Origin of the sequence: Arenibacter sp. F26102 (assembly GCF_023015865.1) — a bacterium.
Classification (GTDB): domain Bacteria; phylum Bacteroidota; class Bacteroidia; order Flavobacteriales; family Flavobacteriaceae; genus Arenibacter.
In genome coordinates this window covers 56,831-80,831 of the sequence record NZ_JALKBC010000009.1, presented here as the reverse complement: position 1 = coordinate 80,831, position 24,001 = coordinate 56,831, and the positions used below count along the sequence as shown (strand labels likewise).

Annotated in this window: 18 protein-coding genes; 7 read left to right on the top strand and 11 right to left on the bottom strand. The window is 40.2% G+C overall.

All coding sequences use genetic code 11. The annotated features are described in order from the left end of the window. Window positions 1–147: 147 nt before the first annotated feature. The 4 genes from MWU78_RS13905 to MWU78_RS13890 form a co-directional block, all read right to left on the bottom strand. On the bottom strand, window positions 148–885 hold the full coding sequence (locus MWU78_RS13905) for a TIGR00730 family Rossman fold protein (protein WP_246998712.1): 738 nt from the start codon (window positions 883–885) through the stop codon (window positions 148–150). A 206-nt stretch (window positions 886–1,091) separates the two neighbouring features. Next, window positions 1,092–2,108, bottom strand: coding sequence for a DUF3365 domain-containing protein (locus MWU78_RS13900; RefSeq protein WP_246998710.1), 1,017 nt, complete (start codon window positions 2,106–2,108; stop codon window positions 1,092–1,094). 19 nt (window positions 2,109–2,127) lie between these two features. Beyond that, window positions 2,128–2,400 carry a heavy-metal-associated domain-containing protein gene (locus MWU78_RS13895; protein ID WP_246998708.1) on the bottom strand — a complete coding sequence of 91 codons (273 nt, stop codon included), beginning with the start codon at window positions 2,398–2,400 and terminating at the stop codon, window positions 2,128–2,130. Window positions 2,401–2,456: 56 nt separating this feature from the next. Then, entirely contained in the window at window positions 2,457–2,801 is a 345-nt protein-coding gene (locus MWU78_RS13890; RefSeq protein WP_246998706.1) for a rhodanese-like domain-containing protein, read from the bottom strand. Between the two features lie 552 nt (window positions 2,802–3,353). Between MWU78_RS13890 and MWU78_RS13885 the strand changes: the two genes are divergently transcribed. The 6 genes from MWU78_RS13885 to MWU78_RS13860 all read left to right on the top strand — a co-directional run bounded on the left by MWU78_RS13885 (window position 3,354) and on the right by MWU78_RS13860 (window position 10,677). Further along, complete coding sequence (locus tag MWU78_RS13885) at window positions 3,354–4,574, top strand: hypothetical protein (RefSeq protein WP_246998703.1); 1,221 nt, start codon at window positions 3,354–3,356, stop codon at window positions 4,572–4,574. Window positions 4,575–4,594: 20 nt separating this feature from the next. Continuing rightward, complete coding sequence (locus MWU78_RS13880; RefSeq protein WP_246998701.1) at window positions 4,595–5,290, top strand: SUMF1/EgtB/PvdO family nonheme iron enzyme; 696 nt, start codon at window positions 4,595–4,597, stop codon at window positions 5,288–5,290. 45 nt (window positions 5,291–5,335) lie between these two features. Further along, window positions 5,336–7,675: a hypothetical protein gene (locus tag MWU78_RS13875; protein ID WP_246998700.1), complete on the top strand. Its 2,340-nt coding sequence runs from the start codon at window positions 5,336–5,338 to the stop codon at window positions 7,673–7,675. 34 nt (window positions 7,676–7,709) lie between these two features. Next, window positions 7,710–8,603: a dihydrodipicolinate synthase family protein gene (locus MWU78_RS13870; RefSeq protein ID WP_246998699.1), complete on the top strand. Its 894-nt coding sequence runs from the start codon at window positions 7,710–7,712 to the stop codon at window positions 8,601–8,603. A 161-nt stretch (window positions 8,604–8,764) separates the two neighbouring features. Next, complete coding sequence (locus tag MWU78_RS13865; protein ID WP_246998698.1) at window positions 8,765–9,676, top strand: dihydrodipicolinate synthase family protein; 912 nt, start codon at window positions 8,765–8,767, stop codon at window positions 9,674–9,676. Between the two features lie 8 nt (window positions 9,677–9,684). After that, window positions 9,685–10,677: a Gfo/Idh/MocA family oxidoreductase gene (locus tag MWU78_RS13860; RefSeq protein WP_246998697.1), complete on the top strand. Its 993-nt coding sequence runs from the start codon at window positions 9,685–9,687 to the stop codon at window positions 10,675–10,677. Between the two features lie 22 nt (window positions 10,678–10,699). Here MWU78_RS13860 and MWU78_RS13855 read toward each other — a convergent pair whose 3' ends face one another. The 6 genes from MWU78_RS13855 to MWU78_RS13830 form a co-directional block, all read right to left on the bottom strand. After that, window positions 10,700–12,916: a c-type cytochrome gene (locus MWU78_RS13855; protein WP_246998696.1), complete on the bottom strand. Its 2,217-nt coding sequence runs from the start codon at window positions 12,914–12,916 to the stop codon at window positions 10,700–10,702. Between the two features lie 61 nt (window positions 12,917–12,977). Further along, window positions 12,978–14,066 (bottom strand): bile acid:sodium symporter family protein, encoded by a 1,089-nt coding sequence (locus MWU78_RS13850; protein ID WP_246998695.1) that lies wholly within the window; start codon window positions 14,064–14,066, stop codon window positions 12,978–12,980. A 27-nt stretch (window positions 14,067–14,093) separates the two neighbouring features. Further along, complete coding sequence (locus tag MWU78_RS13845) at window positions 14,094–14,591, bottom strand: nuclear transport factor 2 family protein (RefSeq protein ID WP_246998693.1); 498 nt, start codon at window positions 14,589–14,591, stop codon at window positions 14,094–14,096. A 20-nt stretch (window positions 14,592–14,611) separates the two neighbouring features. Then, on the bottom strand, window positions 14,612–15,538 hold the full coding sequence (locus MWU78_RS13840; RefSeq protein ID WP_246998691.1) for an RraA family protein: 927 nt from the start codon (window positions 15,536–15,538) through the stop codon (window positions 14,612–14,614). Between the two features lie 35 nt (window positions 15,539–15,573). After that, complete coding sequence (locus MWU78_RS13835) at window positions 15,574–16,050, bottom strand: RidA family protein (protein WP_246998689.1); 477 nt, start codon at window positions 16,048–16,050, stop codon at window positions 15,574–15,576. Between the two features lie 324 nt (window positions 16,051–16,374). Further along, window positions 16,375–17,256: an SMP-30/gluconolactonase/LRE family protein gene (locus tag MWU78_RS13830; RefSeq protein WP_246998687.1), complete on the bottom strand. Its 882-nt coding sequence runs from the start codon at window positions 17,254–17,256 to the stop codon at window positions 16,375–16,377. A gap of 656 nt (window positions 17,257–17,912) precedes the next feature. On the opposite strand from MWU78_RS13830, the gene MWU78_RS13825 reads away from it, so the two are divergent. After that, window positions 17,913–22,079, top strand: a complete 4,167-nt coding sequence (locus MWU78_RS13825; RefSeq protein WP_246998685.1) for a two-component regulator propeller domain-containing protein — start codon at window positions 17,913–17,915, stop codon at window positions 22,077–22,079. Between the two features lie 111 nt (window positions 22,080–22,190). Here MWU78_RS13825 and MWU78_RS13820 read toward each other — a convergent pair whose 3' ends face one another. Next, on the bottom strand, window positions 22,191–23,975 hold the full coding sequence (locus tag MWU78_RS13820) for a RagB/SusD family nutrient uptake outer membrane protein (RefSeq protein ID WP_246998683.1): 1,785 nt from the start codon (window positions 23,973–23,975) through the stop codon (window positions 22,191–22,193). Window positions 23,976–24,001 lie beyond the last annotated feature (26 nt).

Below are 24,001 nucleotides of genomic sequence, written 5' to 3'. Positions count from 1 at the left end.
CTACTTAAGTTACACAGGCCATGGATTTTGAAACATAAAGGAAAACTAAACTATTTTGGTAGATGCTCTTAATTCCTATCAATAGTTAAGGGGGTTATAATAATCTGAGCTTTATCGAAAAGATTTTGGTAAAAATGAGGAACCTTCTTATTCTTCCCCAAACCACCAACTAGGTCGTTGTGGTTTTTTAACTAATTTAAACCTTTGAATAGCATGGGTTTTAATGTGTTCTACCATCTCCTCCACAGAATCGGTTACGAACAACAACTCCATGTCTTTTGGACTTATACTTTCGTTCTCCGCCATAATCCTAATGTGTTCGCAAAGCTCTTTATGGTATTCTGACCCGAAAATGACCACGGGAAAATTTTGGATCATTTTCGTTTGAATCAAAGTAATGGATTCGAAAAGCTCATCCAAGGTGCCCATGCCGCCGGGCATAACCACGAAGGCGTAGGAGTACTTTATCAACAGGAACTTCCGGACAAAAAAATATCTTATGTTGATCCATTTATGTAAATAGGGGTTTGGTTTTTGTTCAAAGGGCAAAATTATATTACATCCTACAGAATAACCACCCGCTTCATAAGCGCCTTTATTGGCAGCTTCCATAATACCTGGACCTCCGCCCGTCATCACCGTAAAGCCAATATTGGCCAAAGCGGCACCTACCTCTTCTGCCTTTTTGTAAAAAGGATTGGTAACGTCAAATCTGGCCGATCCAAAAACCGTTACGCAGGGACCTATAAAGTGCATTTTCCGAAAAGCCCTAATAAAGCTGTATTGTACCTTAAAGGTGAAAAGCAGTTCTTTAAACCTGGAACGAGGCCCACTTAGAAAACGTGACTCTTCTGGTTGTAAATGGTTGTAGTGGTTGTTTTCCATTGGCTAATTTTTTATTACGAATAGCTGCCAGGACATTCAATTAGATAGTAAACACCAAGGTTTTTGTCAGCTGTGTATAAATATCCGAAATACCAGCGCCATTAAACAGTACCACTCTCGTAAACTCCACAAATCAATTGATAGGTTTAAATTTCACTATAACTTGATAGACCTAGGGCATTCCTTCAATCGAACAAAAAGAAATACTACTTGTTTTTGTCAAAAACCACACTCCATATTCCACGAACCTCATTTACATCATAACCAACGGCCTTATCTTCCGGGTATAATTTTCTTAAAGTGGCCATAGTAGTAGGCTTCACCTGGTCGTTGGGTTTCCCATGGCATTGGAGGCACATGGTATTTGTAGTTATAGGATAATATACCGTTACATCTTCGTTACCGGGAATTACTATGGGATCCACTTCCAAACCGGAGGCAACCTGCTCCTTAAAAGTAGCAATATATCCCAGTTCCTCTCTATTGGCCTTATTGATTGGGTTTCTGGGTTTATCGGAAACCCGTTTGACCTGGGCATTGTTCATCACTGAAATACTATCCGTCAATTCTATGGCCCGGAGGTTACAAAATTCTACCGCCCCATCCGTTCCTTTTTCCTGGATAGCCTTCATTAGATTTTTTCCCAACGCAGCTTTTGTGGCCAAGGCATAACCAAGTCCTATATCCCCATAATCCGTTTGTGCTCCATGTTTGAGACCATTGCCCATGCCTTTACCCATACCTTTGCCTTTGCCCATTCTTCTACCATGCTCCCTCTGAAAATGATTATCGAACCATTCTGGCTGTGCAATTTCATAGTCATACATGTATTCGGCAATCAGGCTAATGGTTTCTTCGGGATAGGGTTGATAGGGCATTATCCCAAATCGATTTAGTGCTCCAGGCATTTTGGATTTTTCTTCTTGAGGATCATTAATCCAATCTACCATAGCTTTTATGAATTGTTCCTTGGTAGTGGTTGAATCTATATAGTGCTTTTTTATGGCCACCATGGGAGGCGCAATCATACTGACTTCCGATGCCTTAGGATTGTGACATAAATAGCATTCTGTCTCAATAATCTTTTTACCTGGATGTATTTTTTCCTGATCAGTAGATGCGCTTTCGAGCTTTGTTTCCACAGGTTTCGTTTCCGCATTTTTAGCCTCCTTACAGCTTACTAGGGTCATTAAAAGGATCGTAAAGAAAGATAGATACTTCATAAAGCTAATATTTTTGGATTTATTCCTTCATCATCCTTCCGGCTGCACAGCTAAGAAAGGATTTGGCCCTATCTCCCAAGCCGTTTTTGGCATCAACCTTAGGATAGCCCATAGCTTTAAGAGAATCCCTTAGCCTTTGGGTGGACTCAACGTTCTTGGATTCAAAAGATACCGTTCCGGAATTTACATCCACCATAACCTCTTTAATATTATCCAATTCCGATAATTTGGTGGTAATTGTTTTAGCACAACCCCCACATTTAATATTTTGAACAATTAGGGATAATTTCATAGCGTTTACATAGCGCTTATTTAAAGCTAATTTATAAATTCCTGTTATCTACGAAATTATCTCCAAGACATGTAGCCACCTTTCAGGTCATATACTTTTTCAAAACCCATGCCGATCAATTTACGCGCCGCTCTCTGGCTCCTGGCACCGGAACGACAATATAGATACACGGGTTTATCCTTGGACATTTTTTCGCAATATTTTTCAAAGCCCGATGTATTAAAAAAATCAACATTTACTGCATTTTTTATGTGTCCACCACCATATTCATTAGGCGTACGAACATCTATAAGTTGTACTTTTTTACCAGCTATGGCCGCTGAAAAGTCAGCTTGATTCAATATTTCTATTTTATCCGATTTCTCTTTACTTGTTCCGAATAGTGTACTAAAAATGGACATATTTTTTTATTTATAATTTTTGATTGTTGAATGTTTAAAAAGGAAACCGCCACCTTTTACAATGACCGTTTCCTTATACAACCAACCAAAACATTTATACTGTAAAGATAAGCCAGGCATTTAATGTCCACAGCAACTTTTGTTACACTCCGCCTTTTTCCATAAAAAATTTTGCCATTCCTAATAGATTAACTTCCAGAGAGTTTAACACCAAATAAATAAACTGATAACCACAAAAAGCCTTAAAATGTAAACTCCAAATAGGAGCCGAAATTCCTATAGTTCCAAAGTCCCAGGCTTATAAGAAGTACACTATACAATTGTCATATAATATATATTACTTAATATACATTATATATTACCCCAAACTAATATTTAATTGGTTTTATTGATTAAAATGAGTTAATATTATTGCATTAAACGTAATGAAAAAAGAATAAACGCGCATAATTCCCCTTATTAACGAACAACCAAGGGAATAGAGAGCCGTATGGAATTTATGATAAAATCATTTAGACCAAAAACTTAAATACTCACAAATAGGAACTAGCCATGTTTAAATATTCTTTATTGCCCTTGGTTTCGATTTTCATTTTTATAAACCATGGCCTGCTTGCCCAAAAAGTAAACGAATTTCCAAAGAAAACAGACCCTCTGTACAAGAAGGTGGAAATGTTTGACAGGTTGATGCTTGGAAACCATTGGAACGAAGGCGCTATAATGCAGCACGTCATTTTCCCCCCTGCCGGACTGGAGCAGCCCATTATAGGCTCTCAGGCCGATTGCCTTGATCCCACCTCCGAAATGCTGGCTGCCTACTCCCATAAGTACGCTATTACCGGAGACCCAAAGGACAGGAAAATAGCCAATGACATCTTCGAGGCTATATTAAAACTGGAAAAAGTAACCGGTGTTGATGGATTGGTGGCCCGCAGTTTCAATAGGACCAACGAACCGCTTTGGCACGAAGAAGTTTTTTGGTACCATGAATGGCACCAATCGTCATCCATGCCCGGTTACCGATGGCTGGGCGATTTAAGCGCCGATAAGTTTACTTCCATCTTCTATGGTGTGGGAACTTTCTGGGAGCTATGTGCGGATGACGAGTATAAGAAGAAAGCAGCAGGCCTCCTGGATAGATTTATTGGGCGGGTAGTGGACAACAATTTTAAACTTACAGATCTAGATGGAAAAATGACGTTGTGGGGCAACTTTTGTCCCAACCTACCGCACCAAGAACTCAACTCTTTGGAAATGTTGGCCGCGCTTAAGGTAACCCATCATATAACGGGAAAGGAACGTTACAATGCCGCCTACCATATGCTCATAGACCGCTATCATTATGACGACCACCAGATTAATTCCAAAATACTATTCCCTAAAGAATGGAGGAACGTAGGGGACGACTACCACGCCGCCCGTTCCCTCTATATGATTATGCGTTTAGAGACCGATCCCAATCTACTCAACAAATACCGAATGAACCTAAACAGACATTGGTACGATTGGAAGGATATTGAATTTACTTGGGAAAGCAATATCTGGTTTTTAATGGTCTATAAGGTACTCACTGGGGAGGACATTTTTACCGAATTGAAAAAGCAGGGCATTAAGGACATGTGGGGATTTGAACGCAACACCAGGGAATTCAAAATTCCACAGAAAGATGGCAGTTTTAAATTGGTCCGTTCCGAGGAAGAGCGAACTGCCGCCGCCATGATCCGAAATTATTGGTTTGGTAGGTACTACGGTATTATTGATGAAAAATGGTAATCACAAATAATAGGAAGCGCATGAAATCTGGTTTAACACTCCTAACTTTTTTTGTACATATTCTTTATCTAACAGGGCAAGAAACGCCAACTCCCCCCGAGGGAATGGTTTATGTTCCCGCCGGCGAATTCATTATGGGCAGTACCTATGGCGATCCGGACGAACGGCCTCAACAAATTGCAAGTACAAAAGCATACTTTATAGACAAATACGAGGTGAGCAATACGGAGTTTGCCAAATTTGATCCTACTTTTAAATTTCCTCCGGAAAAAAAGAACAATGCCGCGGTGGTAACATGGTCTAAGGCTGATGCCTATGCTAAATGGGCAGGTAAACGTTTGCCCACTGAAAAAGAATGGGAGAAGGCGGCTCGCGGTATCGACGGCCGCGTATTTCCTTGGGGAGATACCTATGACAACACCTATGTTGTGTGGGACCAAAAAGAGACACGCGGAACTTCCATTGCCAAACCTGCGAGCCCTTATGGTTGCTATGATATGGCCGGGGGGGTGTGGGAATGGACATCGGACTGGTATAAACCCTACCCCGGCAACGAGGTGCCTATGGAACAATATGGCGAAACCTACAAGGTAATGCGGGGCGGATCCAATTTTAACAACCACTCCTTTATTCGTACCTCACAACGCTATTATGTGTTACCGGAAAAAATACACGTTTATCCCGTGGGAATAAGATGTGTAAAGGACATAGATTAGCACAACGCCCCTATAAAAATTATTATAATAAAAATGTCGTACAAGATGAAAAGACAATTAAGATTTTGGCTGGTATTGATTGGAATTGGCAGTATGCTGTCTTGCGAAAAGGAACAGCCTAAAACCTTGGACCTTTCCCAAGCAAACATTGTGATATCGGCCCAGATTAAATCTCCGATCCAAGAAACGGCGGCTAACATCCTAATCGAAGAAATTAAAAAACGAACCGATCTTCAACTTGGATTAAACAATAATTGGGATTCCAATACTACCATTGCCTTGGCCTTGGCCAATGAAAAGGAATTGTTCGGAACAAAAGTACCCACACCTGAGGGTAATAATGGCTCCGAATTAAAAAAAGAAGGCTATCGTATTTTCCATGAACACCAAGGGGACAATAATACTCTTTGGGTTATTGGTGCGGATACTAGGGGCATTCTTTTCGGTATTGGCAAACTGCTACGAACGGCCAAAATGGAAAATGGCAAAATTACGCTGAACCCCAATATTGATTTTTCGGAATCCCCGGAATATGCGCTTCGCGGACACCAGTTCGGCTACAGGAATACCGCCAATTCCTGGGACGCTTGGACCGTGGAGCAGTTTGATCAACATTTTAGGGAACAAGTGCTTTTTGGGGCCAACAGTTTTGAAAATATTCCATTTCAGGAAGCAGATTCCAGTCCCCACTTTAAGGTAGATCCCCAGATCATGGAAGTGGAACTAAGCAAAATATGTGAAAAATACGACGCCGATTATTGGGTCTGGACACCGGCACCGCATGACCTGACCATAAAAAATGCTCATGAGGACGGACTTGCAGAACAAGAGGCCTTTTATGCAAAATGTCCAAGATTGGACGGTGTATTTGTTCCGGGCGGAGATCCAGGGGAAAACCATCCAGCCCAGCTCATACCTTATTTAAACGACTTATCGGAAATACTGCACAAATACCATCCAAATGCCGGTATATGGGTTTCACTCCAAGGTTTTAATAAGGAAAAAGTAGATTATTTTATTAATTACCTGGACAAACAAAGTCCAGATTGGCTAAAAGGCGTTGTTTACGGACCAAGTAGCCCTCCTATTGACCTAGAGCGCGAAATGTTGCCGAAAAAATATCTGCACCGCTTTTATCCAGACATAACCCACACTGTTAGATGTCATTATCCAGTAGATAACTGGGATCAAGCCTATGCATTGACCTTGGGAAGGGAGCCTATCAATCCACAACCATTTATGTACACCCAACTTTTTAACAGGGACACCAAATATACCGATGGCTTTATTACCTATTCCGATGGTTCCCATGACGACGTAAATAAAGTATTATGGAGCCAATTGGGTTGGGATTCCAAGAAAAATCCCAAAGATATTATCTATGAATATGCGCAATTCTTCTTTGGCCCTAAGGTGGCCGAAGATGCTGCCCAAGGCATATTCGCCTTGGAAAAAAATTGGGATGGGCCCATTTTGGAAAACAATTCCATTAAAGAGACCTTGGCTTTGTGGAAAGGCTTAGAAGAAAACAACCCGGTTCTGGCAAATAATTGGAGGTGGCAGCAATTAATTATGCGGTCCTATTACGACGCTTATGTACAAGACCGACTCGCCTATGAAAAAAGGCTGGAGGCCGAGGCATATGAAATACTGGCGCAGGCCAATACCATTGGGGCCGACAAAGCTATGAGCGATGCCCTACAACACATAAAAAAGGCCGATACCGAGTTGGTTTCCCAAGACCTCAAGAAAAAGGTTTTTGAATATGGGGAGAAACTATTTCAATCCATAGGTGCACAGACTAGCGTGGAAAAATATCAGGCACGTAGTGCTGAGCGAGGGGCCATTTTGGATTTTATAGATTACCCCTTGAACAATAGATGGTGGCTGGAAGACGAATTTAATAAAATTGGTGAATTTAAGTCGGAAGCCGAAAAGCTAGCCCGATTGGAATTTATTAAAAATTATGAATCTCCCGGCGAAGGCAGTTTTTACGACAATATTTCCAGTGCCGATGCCAAGCATGTAACCTCAAAAACCGATGATGCCATAGACTTCCTATGGGAAAATGACGGTATAAGCAGAAAGCGGCTCTCTACCCAATTGTTCCAATTTACCCCTACCTTGGAATACAATGATCTGGATCCCGATTCCAATTATTTAATTCGTGTTTCCGGTTATGGAGAGGCCCTTTTAAGGGCCAATGGAGAACGCCTAAAACCTACCAAATATGAAAAAGGCTTTGAGGAGTTTAAGGAATTTCCACTTCCTAAGAATTTGATCAAGGACGGTCAACTAAAAATAAGCTTTGACAAGCCCGATGAGGAACACCTCAACTGGAGGAAACAATCAAGGGTAACCGATGTCTGGCTTATTAAACAATAATAGCATGTGGGCCCAAAAAAATCGCTACCCCCTTATGGGAATTGTTACGGTGCTCAACACCCCCTTTACCAAGGAGGACACGATTGACCATACAGCACTAAAGAACAATGTAGAGGAAGCATTAAAGGCCGGTGTTGCCGGTATATTGGTGCCCGCAATGGCCGCTGAAGTATATAAATTATCCCATTCAGAAAGATTGGCAATGCTATCGACGGTTTTGGAAATAGCTGGGGACAGGATTCCCGTTATTGGAGGTGCAGGGGAGCTTGATCTATCCAAAAGCAAAGAGCTCCTAAAAGCCTATATGGACTTAGGTTGTAAAAACGTATTGTTTCAAATTCCATATGTTGATGATAGCCAATTTCGAAATCATTTTATGGAACTGGCAGCCCTTGATCCAGAGATGATCATGTTACAGGATTGGGATGCTACGGGATACGGCCTATCGGACGAACTTATATGTGATTTGTTCGAAAAAGTGTCTGCATTCAAATGTTTAAAAATCGAAACCGTTCCGGCAGGCCCAAAATATTCCCGTATTTTGGAACTGACCCAAGGCAAACTGAACCTTAGTGGAGGTTGGGCGGTTACTCAAATGATAGAAGGGCTTCAAAGAGGAGTACACGCCTTTCTGCCAACAGGCATGCATGTGATTTACACCACAATATATCGTCTTTTTGAAGAAGGGAAGATTATGGAGGCAGAAGCCTTGTTCGAGAAAATAATTCCAGTATTGGCGTTTTCCAATCAACATCTGGATATCTCCGTACATTTTTTTAAACGCTTATTGTATCGCCAAGGAATTTATAACACCCCCAACGTACGTAATCCAATCCTTCCTTTTGACACCTTACATCAAAAATTAGCAGACGGCCATATAGACAGGATACTGCGACTTGAAAACGAACTGAGAACACAAAGCCTATAAATCCTGACATTGTAAAGAGCCCCACAGGCAATCTCATCATAGGTTCTTACAAGACTGTGGGATAAAAGGCACAATAGGCAATATATTATCTGTTTTAAATAATATAGTTGTGGTGCACCCCTATCTTTTAAATTTACTTTGTTCCTAACAAAAGAAAATATATGTCATTAGAATTAAAAGGGATTATACCCCCTATGGTTACCCCGCTTACCGCAGACGGTGGTTTGGATGAAAAAGGCTTGGAAAAACTTATAGAGCACCTTATTACTGGCGGTGTACACGGCATATTCCTTTTAGGCACCAACGGGGAAGCTCCCAGTCTTAGCTATGCATTGCGAAAAGAGCTTATTACAAAGGCTTGTAAATATATCCGTGGTAGGGTTCCTGTACTGGTTGGAATAACAGATACCTCCTTTAACGGTTCCTTGGACATTGCAGCCCACTCCAAAGAAGCTGGGGCAGATGCAGTGGTGGTAGCCCCTCCGTATTATCTTCCCATTTCCCAAGAAGAAATGATCGACTATCTGGAGCGCTTAATTCCACAATTGTCCTTGCCGGTTATGATGTACAATATGCCAAGCTGTACCAAACTTCACCTTTCTTTAGAGACCGTTAAAAAGGCCAAGGAATTAGGAGCTATTGGCATTAAGGATAGCTCTGGGGATATGTCCTATTTCTACTCCCTTATAGAAACATTTAAAGAGACACCGGAATTCTCAATTATTGTTGGGACAGAAATGTTTTTACCAGAGACCATACTCTATGGTGGTCATGGGGCCGTTGCTGGTGGGGCAAATTTCTTACCGGAATTATTTGTTGATCTGTACAACGCCTCGGTAGCACATAATTTAGAAGATATAAAAATACTACGTAACAAAGTCGCCTTTGTAAACAGCACAATTTATTGTGTAGGCAAGAATTCCTCCAGAATCACAAAAGGTATAAAATGTGCCCTATCCGTAATGGACATTTGTGAGGACCATATGGCATTACCGTTACGAAAATTTGAAAATAGGGAAAGAGAAAAGGTAAAGGAATATTTAGACCAGTTCGAAGGTTCAAAAGTCATATAAAAACAGTAATGGACAAAAAACTAAAATGGGGTATTTTGGGCACTGCCCATATTGCTACGGAACACGTAATTCCTGCAATGCTCAATTGCCTACATGGAGATGTTCATGCTATTGCCTCAAGGAATTTGGACAAGGCAAAGGATATATCCGAGCGATTTAAAATTCCAAAGTTTTACGGTTCTTACGAAGAAATACTTGCCGATAAGGATGTAGATGCTGTCTATATTCCACTACCCAATCATCTTCACGTAGCTTGGGCCATAAAAGCTCTGGAAGCGAACAAACATGTTTTAGTTGAAAAGCCAGTAGGATTAACCAGTAAGGAAGCCGAGAAGTTATTGAAGGTCTCCCAAAAATATCCTCATCTAAAGGTTATGGAAGCCTTTATGTACAGGCATCATCCTCAATGGATAAAGGTTAAGAAATTAGTGGACCAAAAGGTAATTGGTGAAATTAAAACCATTCAATCTTCCTTCTCATTTTTTGAAGATGACCCCAATAGCATTGTAAACAATAAGGAGTTCGGGGGTGGAAGTCTAATGGATATTGGCTGCTACCCTATTTCCCTATCACGTTTTTTGTTCAATTCGGAACCTAAAAGTATTTCCGCGGTCATAGACTATCACCCAGATTTCAAGGTAGATATTTTAGCATCAGGAATATTGGAGTTTCAAACCGGGACTTCGGTCTTCTTCAGCTCAACACAATTGGCCGACAATCAACAGGCACAAATTTTCGGCACCAAAGGAAACATAAAATTTGAACTGCCTTTTAATCCGCCTATAGACAGGCCTTCCAAAATATGGGTCACTATAGACGGTGAGCGCCAAACCATAGAATTTGATATGTGTAATCAGTACACAATCCAGGCAGATCTTTTTGCCTTGGCGATAAAAAACGATACTCCAGTGCCTACTCCCTTGGAGGATGCTGTTAAGAATATGGTTGTTATTGAAAAGTTGGAGGAAAGCAATTTAAAGGGGCAACGGATACCCATGTAGGCTCCTTTTACCCCTTTTTATACTAATTCAACAGTTCTTTTAATGTCCAATAGCTTTTCCTGTCCGAATTTTTTGCCCTTATGTCGCCTACTTCTTTTTCACGGACCATAGACGCACTGTTCATGGCACGGATGTAGGTAGCTACTTGACCTATCCACTCATCATCATTGGAGCCCATTGGAAGCATAATGCCATATTCCTTACCTTCTATTGGACCGGTTAATCCGTTTAATAGGATACTTACAAGTACATCCTTATCCCCCGTTACCCTAAGTGACCCTATTAATGGCGGTGCTATCAAGGAATTTTCACCACTTGGAACCCCTTTTAAATCAGGACCATGACAGGTAACACAGGTCTGCTTATAAATGTCATATCCGGCCAAGGCCGTTATTTTATGAATTCTACTATTGTTGGCAATTTTTTCCTTGAATTTCAGAAAATCGGAATCCTTGGCTTTTATCCCAAGTGCAATGGAAGCAGTCACCATTTCATTATCCTCATATTGAGTACCTATGGCACTGGATAGTTCTTCGGCTTCCGAACTTTTGGAATATCGTAAACTCAGTGCCAACTGATTTATCACATTAATATCGACATCATTTTGCAAAGTGACCAATGCCTTTAAAATTCCTTGATCGTCCTTCTTCAAAAATTCCTCACTTAGGCGGACAGCTGCTATACGGACCCTATAATCCTCGTCGTTGAACTTTTCGAGTACCAAATTCCTGTCTACAACTCCAAGCCCTTCCAATGTCCATAGAGCATGAACCCTCTGGAGTGCATAATCCTTATCCCCAAAGTTATCTGTCCAAAAGGATTCATTATCCAGGGCTATTTCCTTTAGCTCGGGAACAACTCCCATATCTCCTTTTATTATGATAAGCTTTTGTGCAGTATTCCTATACCATCCGTTGGGATGTCCTAAATAATCCACTAGTTCGGCAGCAGATTTATCCAAAAGATTTGGCTTTCCTGCAGGTTTAATGTCTTCATGTACTATACGGTATATCCTTCCCCGACCTATGTTCTTGTCCAATCCTTTACGAAGAATAACCGGCCTTAAATGACTACCTTCCCTGGTCCAGTTGCCTTCCTGGATAATGCCCCGGTACATATCTACAATATAAAGACTACCATCCGGTCCTGTTTGTGCCTGTACAGGTCTAAAATTCAAATCCGTAGACGCCAAGAACTCGGCCTCATCATAGGCATTATACAGCACTTTTTTCCCGTTCTCATTTTTTATTTTTGCCCTACGTACCAATCTGCCCACAGGTTCCGGAATAAAAAGGTCCCCATAGGTTGAAGGAGGCAATTTATCGCCCCTAAATATCTCTTGTCCGGCAACCCCGGTAAATTTATTAAGGGTGCCATCTGGCTTTAACCTTAATTCTGCACCTCCTTGAACATCAGGTGTGCCAACAACTGGCCAAGGTTCCATAAATCCCTCTGAAATCTGGCCCTCTGGGTTTAAATCACCATATATAGGAGGTATTTGAAAATTATATGCTGCTATTTCAGATCCTGCAGAAGAATAATACATATTTCCCAAATCGTCCTGGGTCAGACCCCATTGTCCGCTGGAACCACCGACCAAAGAATCCACTTGAACACCGTCTTTGTTAAATCTGAACCGCAGGGGGTTATAGGTGGTGTACACCCAATTATCCAAGTTCCAAACCAAACCACTCTGTTGGTGCTCCAGGTTACCTCCCCTTCTTTTTGGATTTTCATAAACCCTGATCTTTTCGTCTGCCACCCCATCGTTATCGGTATCCCTATAGCTCCATAAATCATAAGAATAAGTTTCATTCACAATAAGTCGGTCATCGAGAGGCAAAATCATTCTGGGTAATAAAAGACTATCAATAAAGACGGTACTCTTGTCCATTTTCCCATCCCCATCCAGGTCTACCAGGAGTTTTATCTGACTAATAGGTTCATCTTCACCAACTGCATCCACATTTTGCATATAAGTGTCCATTTGGGCCACATACATTTTTCCATTCCCATCCCAGGCAATTGCTACAGGTTCATTTACCATAGGTTCGGATGCCACCAGCTCTATCTTATATCCCTCGGGCAAATAAAACTTTTCAAGACTTTCCTCGGGAGAAAGAAAATCTGACGGAGCTTCCCTTACAATTTCTGGTTTTACATAAATCTTATCCTTGTATTCCTTTTTTCCACAACCAACTATCCCCAATAGAAGTAAGCATCCAATAATTTTATTCATAATTAATCAACTTGTTATTCAAATATTTGCAGTTTGGGCAAATTTAACTTTAATATTTGAATCATTGGCCTTCTTTTGGAGGTCTCTTGTGCCAATAGGAGGCCAAAATAGACCCTGTAATATTCATTAATGGTCCAAATACGGCCGGTGCCAGACCCATTGTTGCTATCTTACCCAATGAATTTGCGATGCCCGAAGCAAGGCCACCATTCTGCATCCCCACCTCCAATGCAATGGTACGTGAATCCTGCTCATTCAATCGCAATAGTCGGGCATACCAATATCCAAGCATGTACCCAAATAAGTTGTGAATAAGCACCAACAACATTAATATACCTCCGATATCCAAAAGACTATCCCTCCCTGCTGCCGTAATTACCACGATTATAAGGCCGATCCCCAACATGGAAATTACAGGAAGTGCCTTGTCCATCCATTTTGCCCTATCTCCCCGCAAACGGTTAAAAAGAAGTCCAACACCGAGGGGCAAAATAATCATCTTTACAATACTCCACATCATTTCCATCACATCAATCTCAATAAATTCGCCAGCCAAGAACTTCATAAGAAGTGGTGTTACAAAGGGTGCAAGAATTGTGGAGATGGAGGTAATTGTGATGGAAAGCGCTAGGTTGGCCTTCGCCAAATATGCCATTACATTGGATGCCACCCCACTAGGGGAACAACCGATCAAAACGATCCCAGCCGCAATCTCAGGGGGAAAATTGCTATATTTTGCCAGAACAAAACCCATAATTGGCATAATTCCCAACTGTGCCGAGACTCCGACCATTACCCCTTTGGGCGACTTGATAACTTCTGCAAAATCGCCCAGTTTCATTGAGGTTCCCATGCCGAACATAATGAGTTGGATCAAGGGTATAATCAGTGCAGTAAGTTTAAAATCACCTATCTGCAAAAAGTATTGGGGGTAATATAGCGCTAGGGCTACTCCGGCAAATATGGATGCTGTAAATACATAACTGTTCAGGGTTTTATATCCACTGAAGCCAAAGGCCAGAAGTGCAAAAAAGGCCATTATCACAAGCCCGGCATGTTCAATATTACGGGTAAAGATCAGGCCCAAAATTGCCAACAGCAATATGGCAGCCATGCCAAGGCTAATGGAATAAATATTCAATTTTTTCAAAATAGTTTGGTTTAGGTTATTATGGTTCTAGTTGGGCAATTTATAGGCCTGTCTGGCCAAAAGTTTAAGTTTACCCTGCCTGTCTTTTTGGTATACCTGTACATTGCCTATACGGACATCCGCATCCTCCCCGGCATTGGTGCCCTTGGCCAAAAAAATATGGCGAACTATGGCTGTATTTCCCGAAATATGGATCGACTGATCTGCAGCTTCCACAGACAAAAAATCGAATGGCCCGTTAACAATATCGTCTATAAATTCTGCCTTGTTCTGGATTAGTCCACTGGAATGGCCGTAAGTAAGCTCGTCCGCACATAGGTCGTCCATGAGTTCCACGGTAGGGCTCACCATAGCTTCATTAAAAATGGATACTGCCTGTTGAACTGCATCGGTTGTGGGCGGATCTTGCCCTACCATGGTAGTAGTTGTTATAGTTTCGGATTTATTATGATCTGTATTTTGCTTACACCCTATAAATAGGAACAGGACCAACAAAGCAATGGTCCAGCTGCTCTTTGCACTCATTATTAATTCCCGTGCTCCGACTACCATGTCCTTTTGCTTAAAATCTTATTTAAAGTCTCCTTGGACATTTTTATCAATTCCGGATGTTTGTCCAGCCATTCATAAAATTCCTCTTTTAGCTTTTCGTTCCAATCACTATCTATCTCCCCGGTAGAATATTTCTTAGTTCTCACCATCTCAAAGCCAAACTGATCCTTAAGGGCAACAAATTCAGCCGTACCCACTACCTGTTCGGCCAAATGGGCAGGAATGAACAATACCCCTTCCCTCTTTGCCACAACAAGGTCTCCTGGCAAGACCATTACCTGACCGATACGTATAGGGGTGTTGAGCCCCATTAGTACTTCTTCCTCCAAAAAAGACGGGTGAAAATCGCGGACAAAGGCATTGAATCCTTTTATCTGGCTTATACTCTCCAAATCCCTTGCACTGCCATTAAAGACCACTCCATTACCGGACTTGCTGTAAATTGAAGTTGCCAGCGTAGCTCCCATAAGGGTACCCGCATCTATTTTACCAAAACTATCCGCCACATATACGTCGCCCTTAGTGAGTACCTCAATGGGCCATGAATTGGTATTGCCCTTCCTGCCCTGCGAATTTATTCCTCTTTCCTTAACGTTCCTCTCCACATCGGGGCGACTCGGCATGAACAATGCCGTAAGTGCTCTGCCAACAACGGGAACATCGTCATGTACCATTTTCCAATTGCCTTCGAACTGATTCTTATATCCTTCATTTTCAAGGACCGTCCAAGCATCATCGATACCAATTTTTTTTGCCCGCTCCAATAGTTCGTCCGGTATTTTTGGACGCCCGTCATCAAAGCGTTCCCCTTTCCATTCGGAGGTCAAAAAAATAAGTTCCTCCTTGGAAATGGTCTGCCCCAAGACATTAAAAGTGAGTAAAAATGAAAAAAGGAATAGTGCAATTATATTGAACTTCATTGTGTAAAAAGGTTTATCAGATGTTGATCGGTTATCTAGTCCAAAGCGGCAATACAGTCCATTTCCACCAGCGAATTCCCTGGAACACCCCCATACGTAGCAACAGTAGTCCTTACTGGAGGGTTAGGTCCAAAACGGCCCCTGAACACTTCGTTCATGCCTTTGTAGTCCGCCAAATCTGCCAAATAAACATTAACCTTGAGTACCTTTTCCATGGAAGAACCATGTTTTTTCAGCTCCTTTTCCAGCTCTTGCAATACAATTTCGGTATGTGCCTTGATCTCAAAAGGTTCCACATGCGCGCCTTTCCCAGCAATATAAAGAGTATTCCCGTGTTTTACGCCTCCTGAAAATAATGGAATATCCTGATCCATAACGATGTCACCTACGACTTCTTTTTTTGGTTTTGATCCACCGTCCATTGCCTTGGCGGCGGCACCTAGGCCAAACATAGCTGCCAATCCCATTCCCAGTTTCTTGAAAGATGCTCTTCTTGTTGTTTTGTTTTCCATGCCTATTGAAATTATGATTATTTGTTTTATGTAAAATTGATTTATAGCCTATTTATCAGTTCTTAATTGGACAATTCCTAAACTTCTAAAAGTTCATGTTCTTATCTAAATTGATTGACAAATGACACTCTAAAACCTGTAAATACTTGTCTTTTAACCACCTAATGTCCTCATCATGAATATATGAAATTTTCGCTATCTTGAAATATTCGCCCATATTATTGTTTTGGGCGTCTCAGGAAGCCAAAAATTGCCAAGTTTCTAGCACCACCCCCAAACATTGCAGTACATAAATATAGCACTCTTCGGTTTGGAAATCTAAAGTTACTTTTTCATTAAAAATTCCCTCCCAGGATGTTCCGTATCAAAGGTTTCAAAATTACCATTGTCCTGCAGTGTTATAAAGGCCTTAGTACCTTCACTTCCGCCAAATGCAATGTTTGATGGGGTTTTACCCTTTAATTCAATTTCCTTCAGAATTTTACCATCGGGCGAAACCTTAACCACAGTGCCTTTTCCATGACGGGTGATGTATAGATTTCCCATGATGTCTGTACGCATGCCGTCCATTCCAAAATCTTCGAATTTAATAAGTAGACGTTTATGGCTTATTTCCCCAGTTGGTGAAAGATCGTAGGCCCATACATTGCGTTGCACCGTTTCGTTGACATAAAGTGTTTTGTTGTCCGGACTAACCTCTATACCATTGGTAGTTCCCATATCCCCTTCCAGGAGGGTAACAGTACCATCGGAATCTATTCTCCATATTTGCCCCTTTGAATTTTTCCAGTCGGGATCACTGGCGAAAAGTATATCGTTGTCCATTATTGCAATATCATTCGGCTGGTTCATGGCATCATTATGGGCAAACACACTGATCTCTTTGGTATCCATGTCCACCTTCAATATGTTATGTTTTGTATAATCTGCAATGAACATATCGCCCTTGCTATTAAAACGAATCCCATTGCCAATACTGCCTTCAGGGAGGTCAACAAATAAGGAGGCTTCACCATTGGAATCCACCTGTCCAATGGTTCCCGTACTTTCAAAATTAACGGCATATAAAACTCCATTGGCATCCACTGCAGGTCCTTCAATGCCTGACGGAAATAGGGAAGGTTTGGTAAATTCGCTACTTTGGTAAAAGCTCCGATTTTCTTCAACAACAATATCCTGAAATCCTTTTTTCTTGGTATTTTCCATTTTTTCTTTACATCCTACAATTAACAGTAATAAACCTATAGCGGCTAATTTGCATTTAAAAAAATAACTTGACTTGTAATTCATTTTCATTTGCATAAAGTAGACTGTTACCAATTAATTATTCACGCTCACTTTAGATCCTCTTTTTAGAGGATAAAGTGCCTAAAATGACCCAAGTACTGGCCAATCATTTACATGATTGCTAGGCCAGCGAAGATCAGGAGAAAATTCACTTTTAAATATACATATTAAAGTAACACAGCCATAACAGAATTTTACCTTGGGAAAAACCGACTAAAAACTCACTACGATGGAGTACAGGTTTTTCCTCAATTGTCAATAAGTAATAATACTGTCTTGATGTGAGTCACAGTAAATTTTATGGAAAATTGTTTTCTTACATAACGCATTTTGGTTTCCATACCACGGTTTTTTAATATGGCAACTACCGAAATTGAGTCGAGCATTTTAACCTATAAGCTTAAACAATCCACGTACACCTTAATAGCAGGGGAGTTAATTAATTTTAAGTTTACTTTTTTGTGCTTATCTTGTGCACAAAAGGGCTTATAGCAACTTCATAGTTATTACAATACAAATTTCACGAATTTATTATAGGTTTAACCAATAGTAATTTAAAACCCAAATTGTAAGCAATGTTCCTCCGCATATGTGCAATCATTATGGCTTGTTTTTTATCCCATTCAGTATTGGGGCAATTCAACAATCTCAAATTTGAAAATTTAAATACCATAGACGGTCTGTCCAGCAGTACTTGTATGGCGATTTTTCAGGATAGTGATGGTTTTATGTGGTTTGGCACTATAGACGGTCTAAATAAATATGACGGCTATGGGTTTGAGATATACCGATCCATCCTTAACGATTCCACCTCTATAAGCAACAATAGAATTAATACGATAGCCGAGGACAAATATGGCAATCTTTGGGTAGGAACGAGCAATGGGCTAAATTTTTTGGATAAAAAGACCAATAAGTTTCATCGCATTAATTTATATGGGGAACAATCCCTTTCCAGGAGCCCCAGAAAAATAATAAACGATCTATTGTATGATTCGGTGACCAACATACTTTGGATAGCAACCAATAACGGGGTAATTAAAATTGATCTTCAGGACAATCCAAGCAATAGTGAAAAGTTGAATTTATCCTATTATTATAATAAAGCTGTCAATACCAATTCTTTGGACAACAACAGTGTAAATTTTATAATTAAGGACAGCAAAAATGCACTTTGGTTTGTGACCAATGGCCAATATCTTAATAGATACGATCCGCCTAATGATAATTTTGAAAGAGTACACATTAATGTCTCCGTTCCCTATGAACTTAACCATATACCAAAAACAGTATACATAGACTCCAATGACGATTTCTGGATAGGAAATAATTTGTCCAATATTATTTTGTGGACCAAAAATGACAACAAATTTACACCTATTTCTTTGGTCGATGGCGACATTCCCATCAGGGATTTCCACCTTGATAAAAATGGGACAGTTTGGCTGTCAACAGATGGGCATGGCCTTTTCCTTTTCAATGGTGAAGAAAAAAAAGCGGTCCAAAATATTTTAAATGATCCTTTTGATCCGTTTTCGATACCTAATGATAAACCCTCGGTCATTTACGAGGACGATAATGGTATTTTATGGATCGGAAGTTATGATAAAGGAGTTAGCAAGTTAGACCCTTCAAAATATTTCTTCGGCCATTATTATTACCAACCCAATAATCCAAATGGTCTTAATGAAAAAATAGTGCAGTCGGTTTTGGAGGATTCCAAGGAAAGAATTTGGATCAGTGCCTACAATGGCGGACTCAATCTTTTTGATGAGGAGAACATTTCCTATAAACATTTTAGCCATGACCCAAGAAATCCCAATTCCCTAAGCTCCAACAAAATCCTATATACCTTTGAATCTTCCAGCGGCCATATTTGGGTTTGTACCTTGGACGGTGGGGTAAATAAATTTGACCCTGAACTAAAGACGTTTAACCGGTACCTCCATAATTCATCAGATTCCAATTCCATTGGTGAAAGCTCTGTATGGACAGGGGTCGAGGACAACAGACATAGACTTTGGTTTGGACTCAGAACAGAGGGCTTAAGTTTGTTGGACCAGAGTACCGGACGATTTAAGAACTACAAAAATACCATTCAAAATGATAATGGCCTGGCCAGTAATTTTGTGTTCTTTCTCTATATAGATTCCAAAAATCGTTTACTAATCGGTACATCACTGGGTTTAAATTTTATAGAATTAAGTAAACTGGAAGAATTTGCACCTGAACAAATCCAATTCCAGCAAATAAAAGAAAATGGTATAGAAGGCAATGGCATAAACTACATTAAAGAGGATCATCTTGGGAATATTTGGTTGGGAACGGACAATGGAATTTTTAAACTTGATAGCGACCTGAAAGTTATTAGGTCGTACACCACCAAAAACGAACTTCCCAATAATCTGGTGGTAGGAATAAAAGAAGACAACAACCACAATCTATGGATAACAACAAAAAGCGGTCTTTCCCAATTGAACCCTAATACACATCAATTTAGAAATTTCAACGAACATGATGGTCTGCAAGGGCCGGAATATCAGAGCAAGTCCATTGAAAAGACCAAAGATGGACGTATTATTATTGGTGGCATCAACGGCTTCAACGTATTCGATCCCAATAATTTTCAGTTGGATTCTGTACCAAAATTAAGACCGTACATTACCAGCTTTAAGCTCAATAACACAAAAATCTATCCAGGCGATTCCGTAAACGGAAGGGTGCTCCTTAACAAAGCGATCAACGAAGTTCGGGATATAACTTTAAAGTACGATGAAAATTATATCTCCTTCGAGTTTGTTGCACTCCATTATGAAAATCCGGAATTGGTACAATATGCCTATAAAATGGATGGTTTGGATGATAATTTTATAGATACAGGGAACAACAGGGTAGTGAACCTCTCCAATCTAAAACCTGGGGATTATTCCTTCGAGGTAAAGGCTTCATTGGACGGCCAATGGGAAGATGCCGAATCCTCGAGAATTGATATCAAAATCTTACCTCCTTTTTGGCAGACTTGGTGGATGAAGATTATTTACTTGATCGTAGGCGGTCTAATATTATGGGCATTAATTAATTTTTACACACTAAAGGTAAAAGCCTCACAACGTCGAGAACTTGACCAAATGAAACTGGAATTCTTTGTGAATGTCTCCCATGAATTCAGAACTCCATTAACACTAATACTCAACCCAGTTGACAAAATTTTATCAAGTATCACGGATTCCGATCAAATTAAATCTTCGGCTATTACAATTCAAAGAAGCGCAAGAAGACTGTTGCACCTGGTAAACCAATTACTGGATTATAGAAAAATGGATGTGGGCATGTCTCCCCTACAACTGGAGAAAGGAAACATCGTCAAATTCTGTAATGATATTTTTTCCCTTTTCGAGCCACTAGCTACTAAAAAAGAATTAAAATATACCTTTGAATCTGATACTAAAAATATTACCACCCTTTTTGATTTTGACAAAGTTGAAAAAATAATTACCAACCTAATTTCCAATGCTATTAAATTTACAGATAGGGGGGGCTCCATTAGCGTTTCGGTCAATAAAAGGTCATCCAAGGGCAATGGAAAACCCGGTTTTTGGTCAAAGAAGGAGAGCTTCAACGAATATGTCGAGATAGTGATTACCGACAGTGGTGTGGGATTGGACAAAGAGCAACTAAAGAATATCTTTAGAAGGTTTTATCACCCGGATAGCACAACATCGGGTACCGGAATAGGATTAAATTTTACGAAGGCGCTAGTAGGAATCCACAAGGGCGAAATAATGGTTGAAAGCCAACGTAAAAAGGGAAGCAAATTCACCGTAAAACTGCCTATAAACTATGATTTGGAACCGGAAAACGTTGAGAATATAAAAAATGAATTCCTGATCAACTCTATGAATGCGGTCGACTATGAAATGAGTATAGCGAGTGAGGAACCCAACACGTCCGTTATAAATGAAAGCGACACCAATAAGAAATTACCTACCGTATTGATCGTAGAAGACAATAATGAATTACGAAGACACCTTGCATCCGATTTGCAAAATGACTACATCATTAAGGAAGCGGCCAATGGCAGCAAAGGGTTGAAAATTGCAAAAAAAATCTTTCCGGATCTAATTATTAGCGATGTAATGATGCCTAAAATGGATGGCTTTGAACTGTGCAAGGAAATAAAAATGGATTTTGATACCTGTCATATTCCAGTGCTTCTACTAACGGCAAGAAGCTTGGACAACGATCGGATAGAAGGATATGAAAGTGGTGCCGATGGCTACCTAGCCAAACCTTTTGTAACCAGTGTCCTTAAAGCCCGAATAAGTAATTTGCTTGCAACAAAAAATAGACTCCGGGAGCGGTTTTCTGAAATTGGAGGTATTTTTTCGTCCAGTGAGGTCACAACAAATAATATGGACGAGGTGTTTTTGGATAAAGCTACCAAGAATATCATTGAAAACATAAGCAATGTAGACTTCAAGCAAGAGGACCTCTCAAAAGAATTGGGGATAGGGAGATCTCAACTTTACCGAAAAATAAATTCGCTCACAGGCAATAATCCTAGCCACTTTATACGCACCATAAGGTTAAGGTACGCTTCGGAATTGCTTCAAAGTAACCAATATACTATAAAGGAGATAACCTATATGAGTGGTTTTAACTCTACTGCCTATTTTAGTAAAACCTTTCGGGAATTATTTAATATGACCCCAACAGAATTTATAGAACAAAAAGGGAAGTGATCCGCCTAAATATAACTCAAAGGATATTTTCCCCTCCATTTCCATAAATAAAAAAGCGGCCATGATTTTAATCATGACCGCCCTTTCAACTAACTAACTCAACTAATTATTTTAATACCCGGGGTTTTGAAGTAACTTATCATTTAAACCCGTCTGGGATGTAGGTATAGGGAATAAGTAATTTTTTCTGGTAAAGTTGCGAATTGATGCCGGCTGTACTATGAGACATCTTCTATTGCCAACTCCCGTTGTGGTGGTTGCTTCTCCGAAACCATATGCAGCCGGATTATATAAAGCTGTGTTTCCTTCATAAGCAGTACCTTCTATAACAGCGCCATAAATGGTTTCACCTAATTCTTCCTCAGCAATACCCCATCGTTTTAAGTCATTAAACCTTGTTGCACTCTCCGCATAAAGCTCAATGGTACGTTCTCTACGAATTTCTGTACCTATATCCATGCCGTTAGCCGTTAAAAAAGTATTGCTAATAGGTGGCAATCCAGCCCTAGCTTTAACTAAATTTATAGATTCGTTCATTTCAGCATCAGTTAGACTTCCATTCAACTCGTACAAAGCCTCGGCATACATTAAATATACTTCGGCAAGGCGTAAAAAGGGTATGTCATAGGCTTCGGTAGTTGTTGCCCTATAGGCAATATCCGTTCCCCAATTCCAACTCATAAACTTAGAATTGAAGTAACCGAAATTATTTGTTCCATTTAAAAGCACGTCGCCAGTTTCAGGTATCTCACCAAGATTTTTATGATAGGTAAAATAAGCTCTCATTCTTAAATCCCTGTTTTGGAATTCATCTTCTGTATTTGCATATCCCTGAAACAATGGAGACTGATCAATAGGTAATCCATCACTGGATAAAAACATATCCATCATTTTTCTACTGGGCTTTACCCTTCCTTCAAAAACATGACTTACTAGTGTGCCAGCCTGTCTAAAAGTAAAATCGTATTTCCCGTAAAAAATAAATTCCTTATTGGATGCCTTGTCCAATCCAGCAGGGTTAGACCCACCGTCTTCCAGATTGAATAAGAAATTTGAACTCAAATTATCAAGAACATCGTTATTATCCCAAAGCTCATAACCGCCTTGATCCATAACTGTTTTCGTTAAGGTTGCAACTTCCTGTAAATAGGCGTTTATTTTACCAGTATCGAACCCAGCGCTGCCAGCTCCCGTGCTAATACCATCACCATCCGTACTATCACCTACATATTTCATCCAAGTTGCTTCATGTAATAGAACTTCTGCTTTAAAAGCCATGGCAGCCCATTTACTAATCTTTCCTTTATCAGAAGAGCTAATTTCCTGTTCTGAAGGTAACCCGGCTATAGCATCATCCAAGTCGGCTATTATTTGAGCAACAACTTCATATCTACTATTGCGTGTCCCATATAATTCTTCAGAATCAACATCTAGAGGTTGAGTAACCAAAGTAACTCCTCCAAAACGCTGTACTAAAAAGAAATACTGCCAAGCTCTATGAAATTTAGTTGCTGCCACATATTCTCCAATAGTTCCTTCTCCATCATAAGTCTCAGCTCGTGCAAGTAAAAGGTTCATATCTCTAATAGCCGAATAAGCGTCTGAATAATAATCATCAGCTTCTGGCGCCTGAGTGTCTCCCCTACTATATTCCTGCATCTCACTGTCTTCGGTATACCCGACCAAATCGGAACCGTGATCTGCATATACTCCTTGGTCCCTCCATCCTATTAAGTTTGTATAAAACCTGTTGGAGCCTGTTAAAAAATGCTCCGCTTCGGTATAATAAACTTCATCCGTGATGGATGCTGGCGGTGCTAAATCTATAAATTCGTCTGCACATGATGCAAAGAGTACCATAACACATGGTAGTACTTTATATATTAATTTTTTCATTTGAATGTTTTTTAATTTAAAATATT

What these genes read in the sequence shown, in the direction of transcription:
- MWU78_RS13840 (WP_246998691.1), bottom strand. Translation starts at nt 15,538, where the DNA reads ATGAAGTTCAATATAATTGCACTATTCCTTTTTTCATTTTTACTCACT.
- MWU78_RS13835 (WP_246998689.1), bottom strand. Translation starts at nt 16,050, where the DNA reads ATGGAAAACAAAACAACAAGAAGAGCATCTTTCAAGAAACTGGGAATG.
- MWU78_RS13890 (WP_246998706.1), bottom strand. Translation starts at nt 2,801, where the DNA reads ATGTCCATTTTTAGTACACTATTCGGAACAAGTAAAGAGAAATCGGAT.
- MWU78_RS13860 (WP_246998697.1), top strand. Translation starts at nt 9,685, where the DNA reads ATGGACAAAAAACTAAAATGGGGTATTTTGGGCACTGCCCATATTGCT.
- MWU78_RS13820 (WP_246998683.1), bottom strand. Translation starts at nt 23,975, where the DNA reads ATGAAAAAATTAATATATAAAGTACTACCATGTGTTATGGTACTCTTT.
- MWU78_RS13870 (WP_246998699.1), top strand. Translation starts at nt 7,710, where the DNA reads ATGGGAATTGTTACGGTGCTCAACACCCCCTTTACCAAGGAGGACACG.
- MWU78_RS13825 (WP_246998685.1), top strand. Translation starts at nt 17,913, where the DNA reads ATGTTCCTCCGCATATGTGCAATCATTATGGCTTGTTTTTTATCCCAT.
- MWU78_RS13895 (WP_246998708.1), bottom strand. Translation starts at nt 2,400, where the DNA reads ATGAAATTATCCCTAATTGTTCAAAATATTAAATGTGGGGGTTGTGCT.
- MWU78_RS13875 (WP_246998700.1), top strand. Translation starts at nt 5,336, where the DNA reads ATGAAAAGACAATTAAGATTTTGGCTGGTATTGATTGGAATTGGCAGT.
- MWU78_RS13900 (WP_246998710.1), bottom strand. Translation starts at nt 2,108, where the DNA reads ATGAAGTATCTATCTTTCTTTACGATCCTTTTAATGACCCTAGTAAGC.
- MWU78_RS13885 (WP_246998703.1), top strand. Translation starts at nt 3,354, where the DNA reads ATGTTTAAATATTCTTTATTGCCCTTGGTTTCGATTTTCATTTTTATA.
- MWU78_RS13830 (WP_246998687.1), bottom strand. Translation starts at nt 17,256, where the DNA reads ATGGAAAATACCAAGAAAAAAGGATTTCAGGATATTGTTGTTGAAGAA.
- MWU78_RS13905 (WP_246998712.1), bottom strand. Translation starts at nt 885, where the DNA reads ATGGAAAACAACCACTACAACCATTTACAACCAGAAGAGTCACGTTTT.
- MWU78_RS13845 (WP_246998693.1), bottom strand. Translation starts at nt 14,591, where the DNA reads ATGAGTGCAAAGAGCAGCTGGACCATTGCTTTGTTGGTCCTGTTCCTA.
- MWU78_RS13855 (WP_246998696.1), bottom strand. Translation starts at nt 12,916, where the DNA reads ATGAATAAAATTATTGGATGCTTACTTCTATTGGGGATAGTTGGTTGT.
- MWU78_RS13880 (WP_246998701.1), top strand. Translation starts at nt 4,595, where the DNA reads ATGAAATCTGGTTTAACACTCCTAACTTTTTTTGTACATATTCTTTAT.
- MWU78_RS13865 (WP_246998698.1), top strand. Translation starts at nt 8,765, where the DNA reads ATGTCATTAGAATTAAAAGGGATTATACCCCCTATGGTTACCCCGCTT.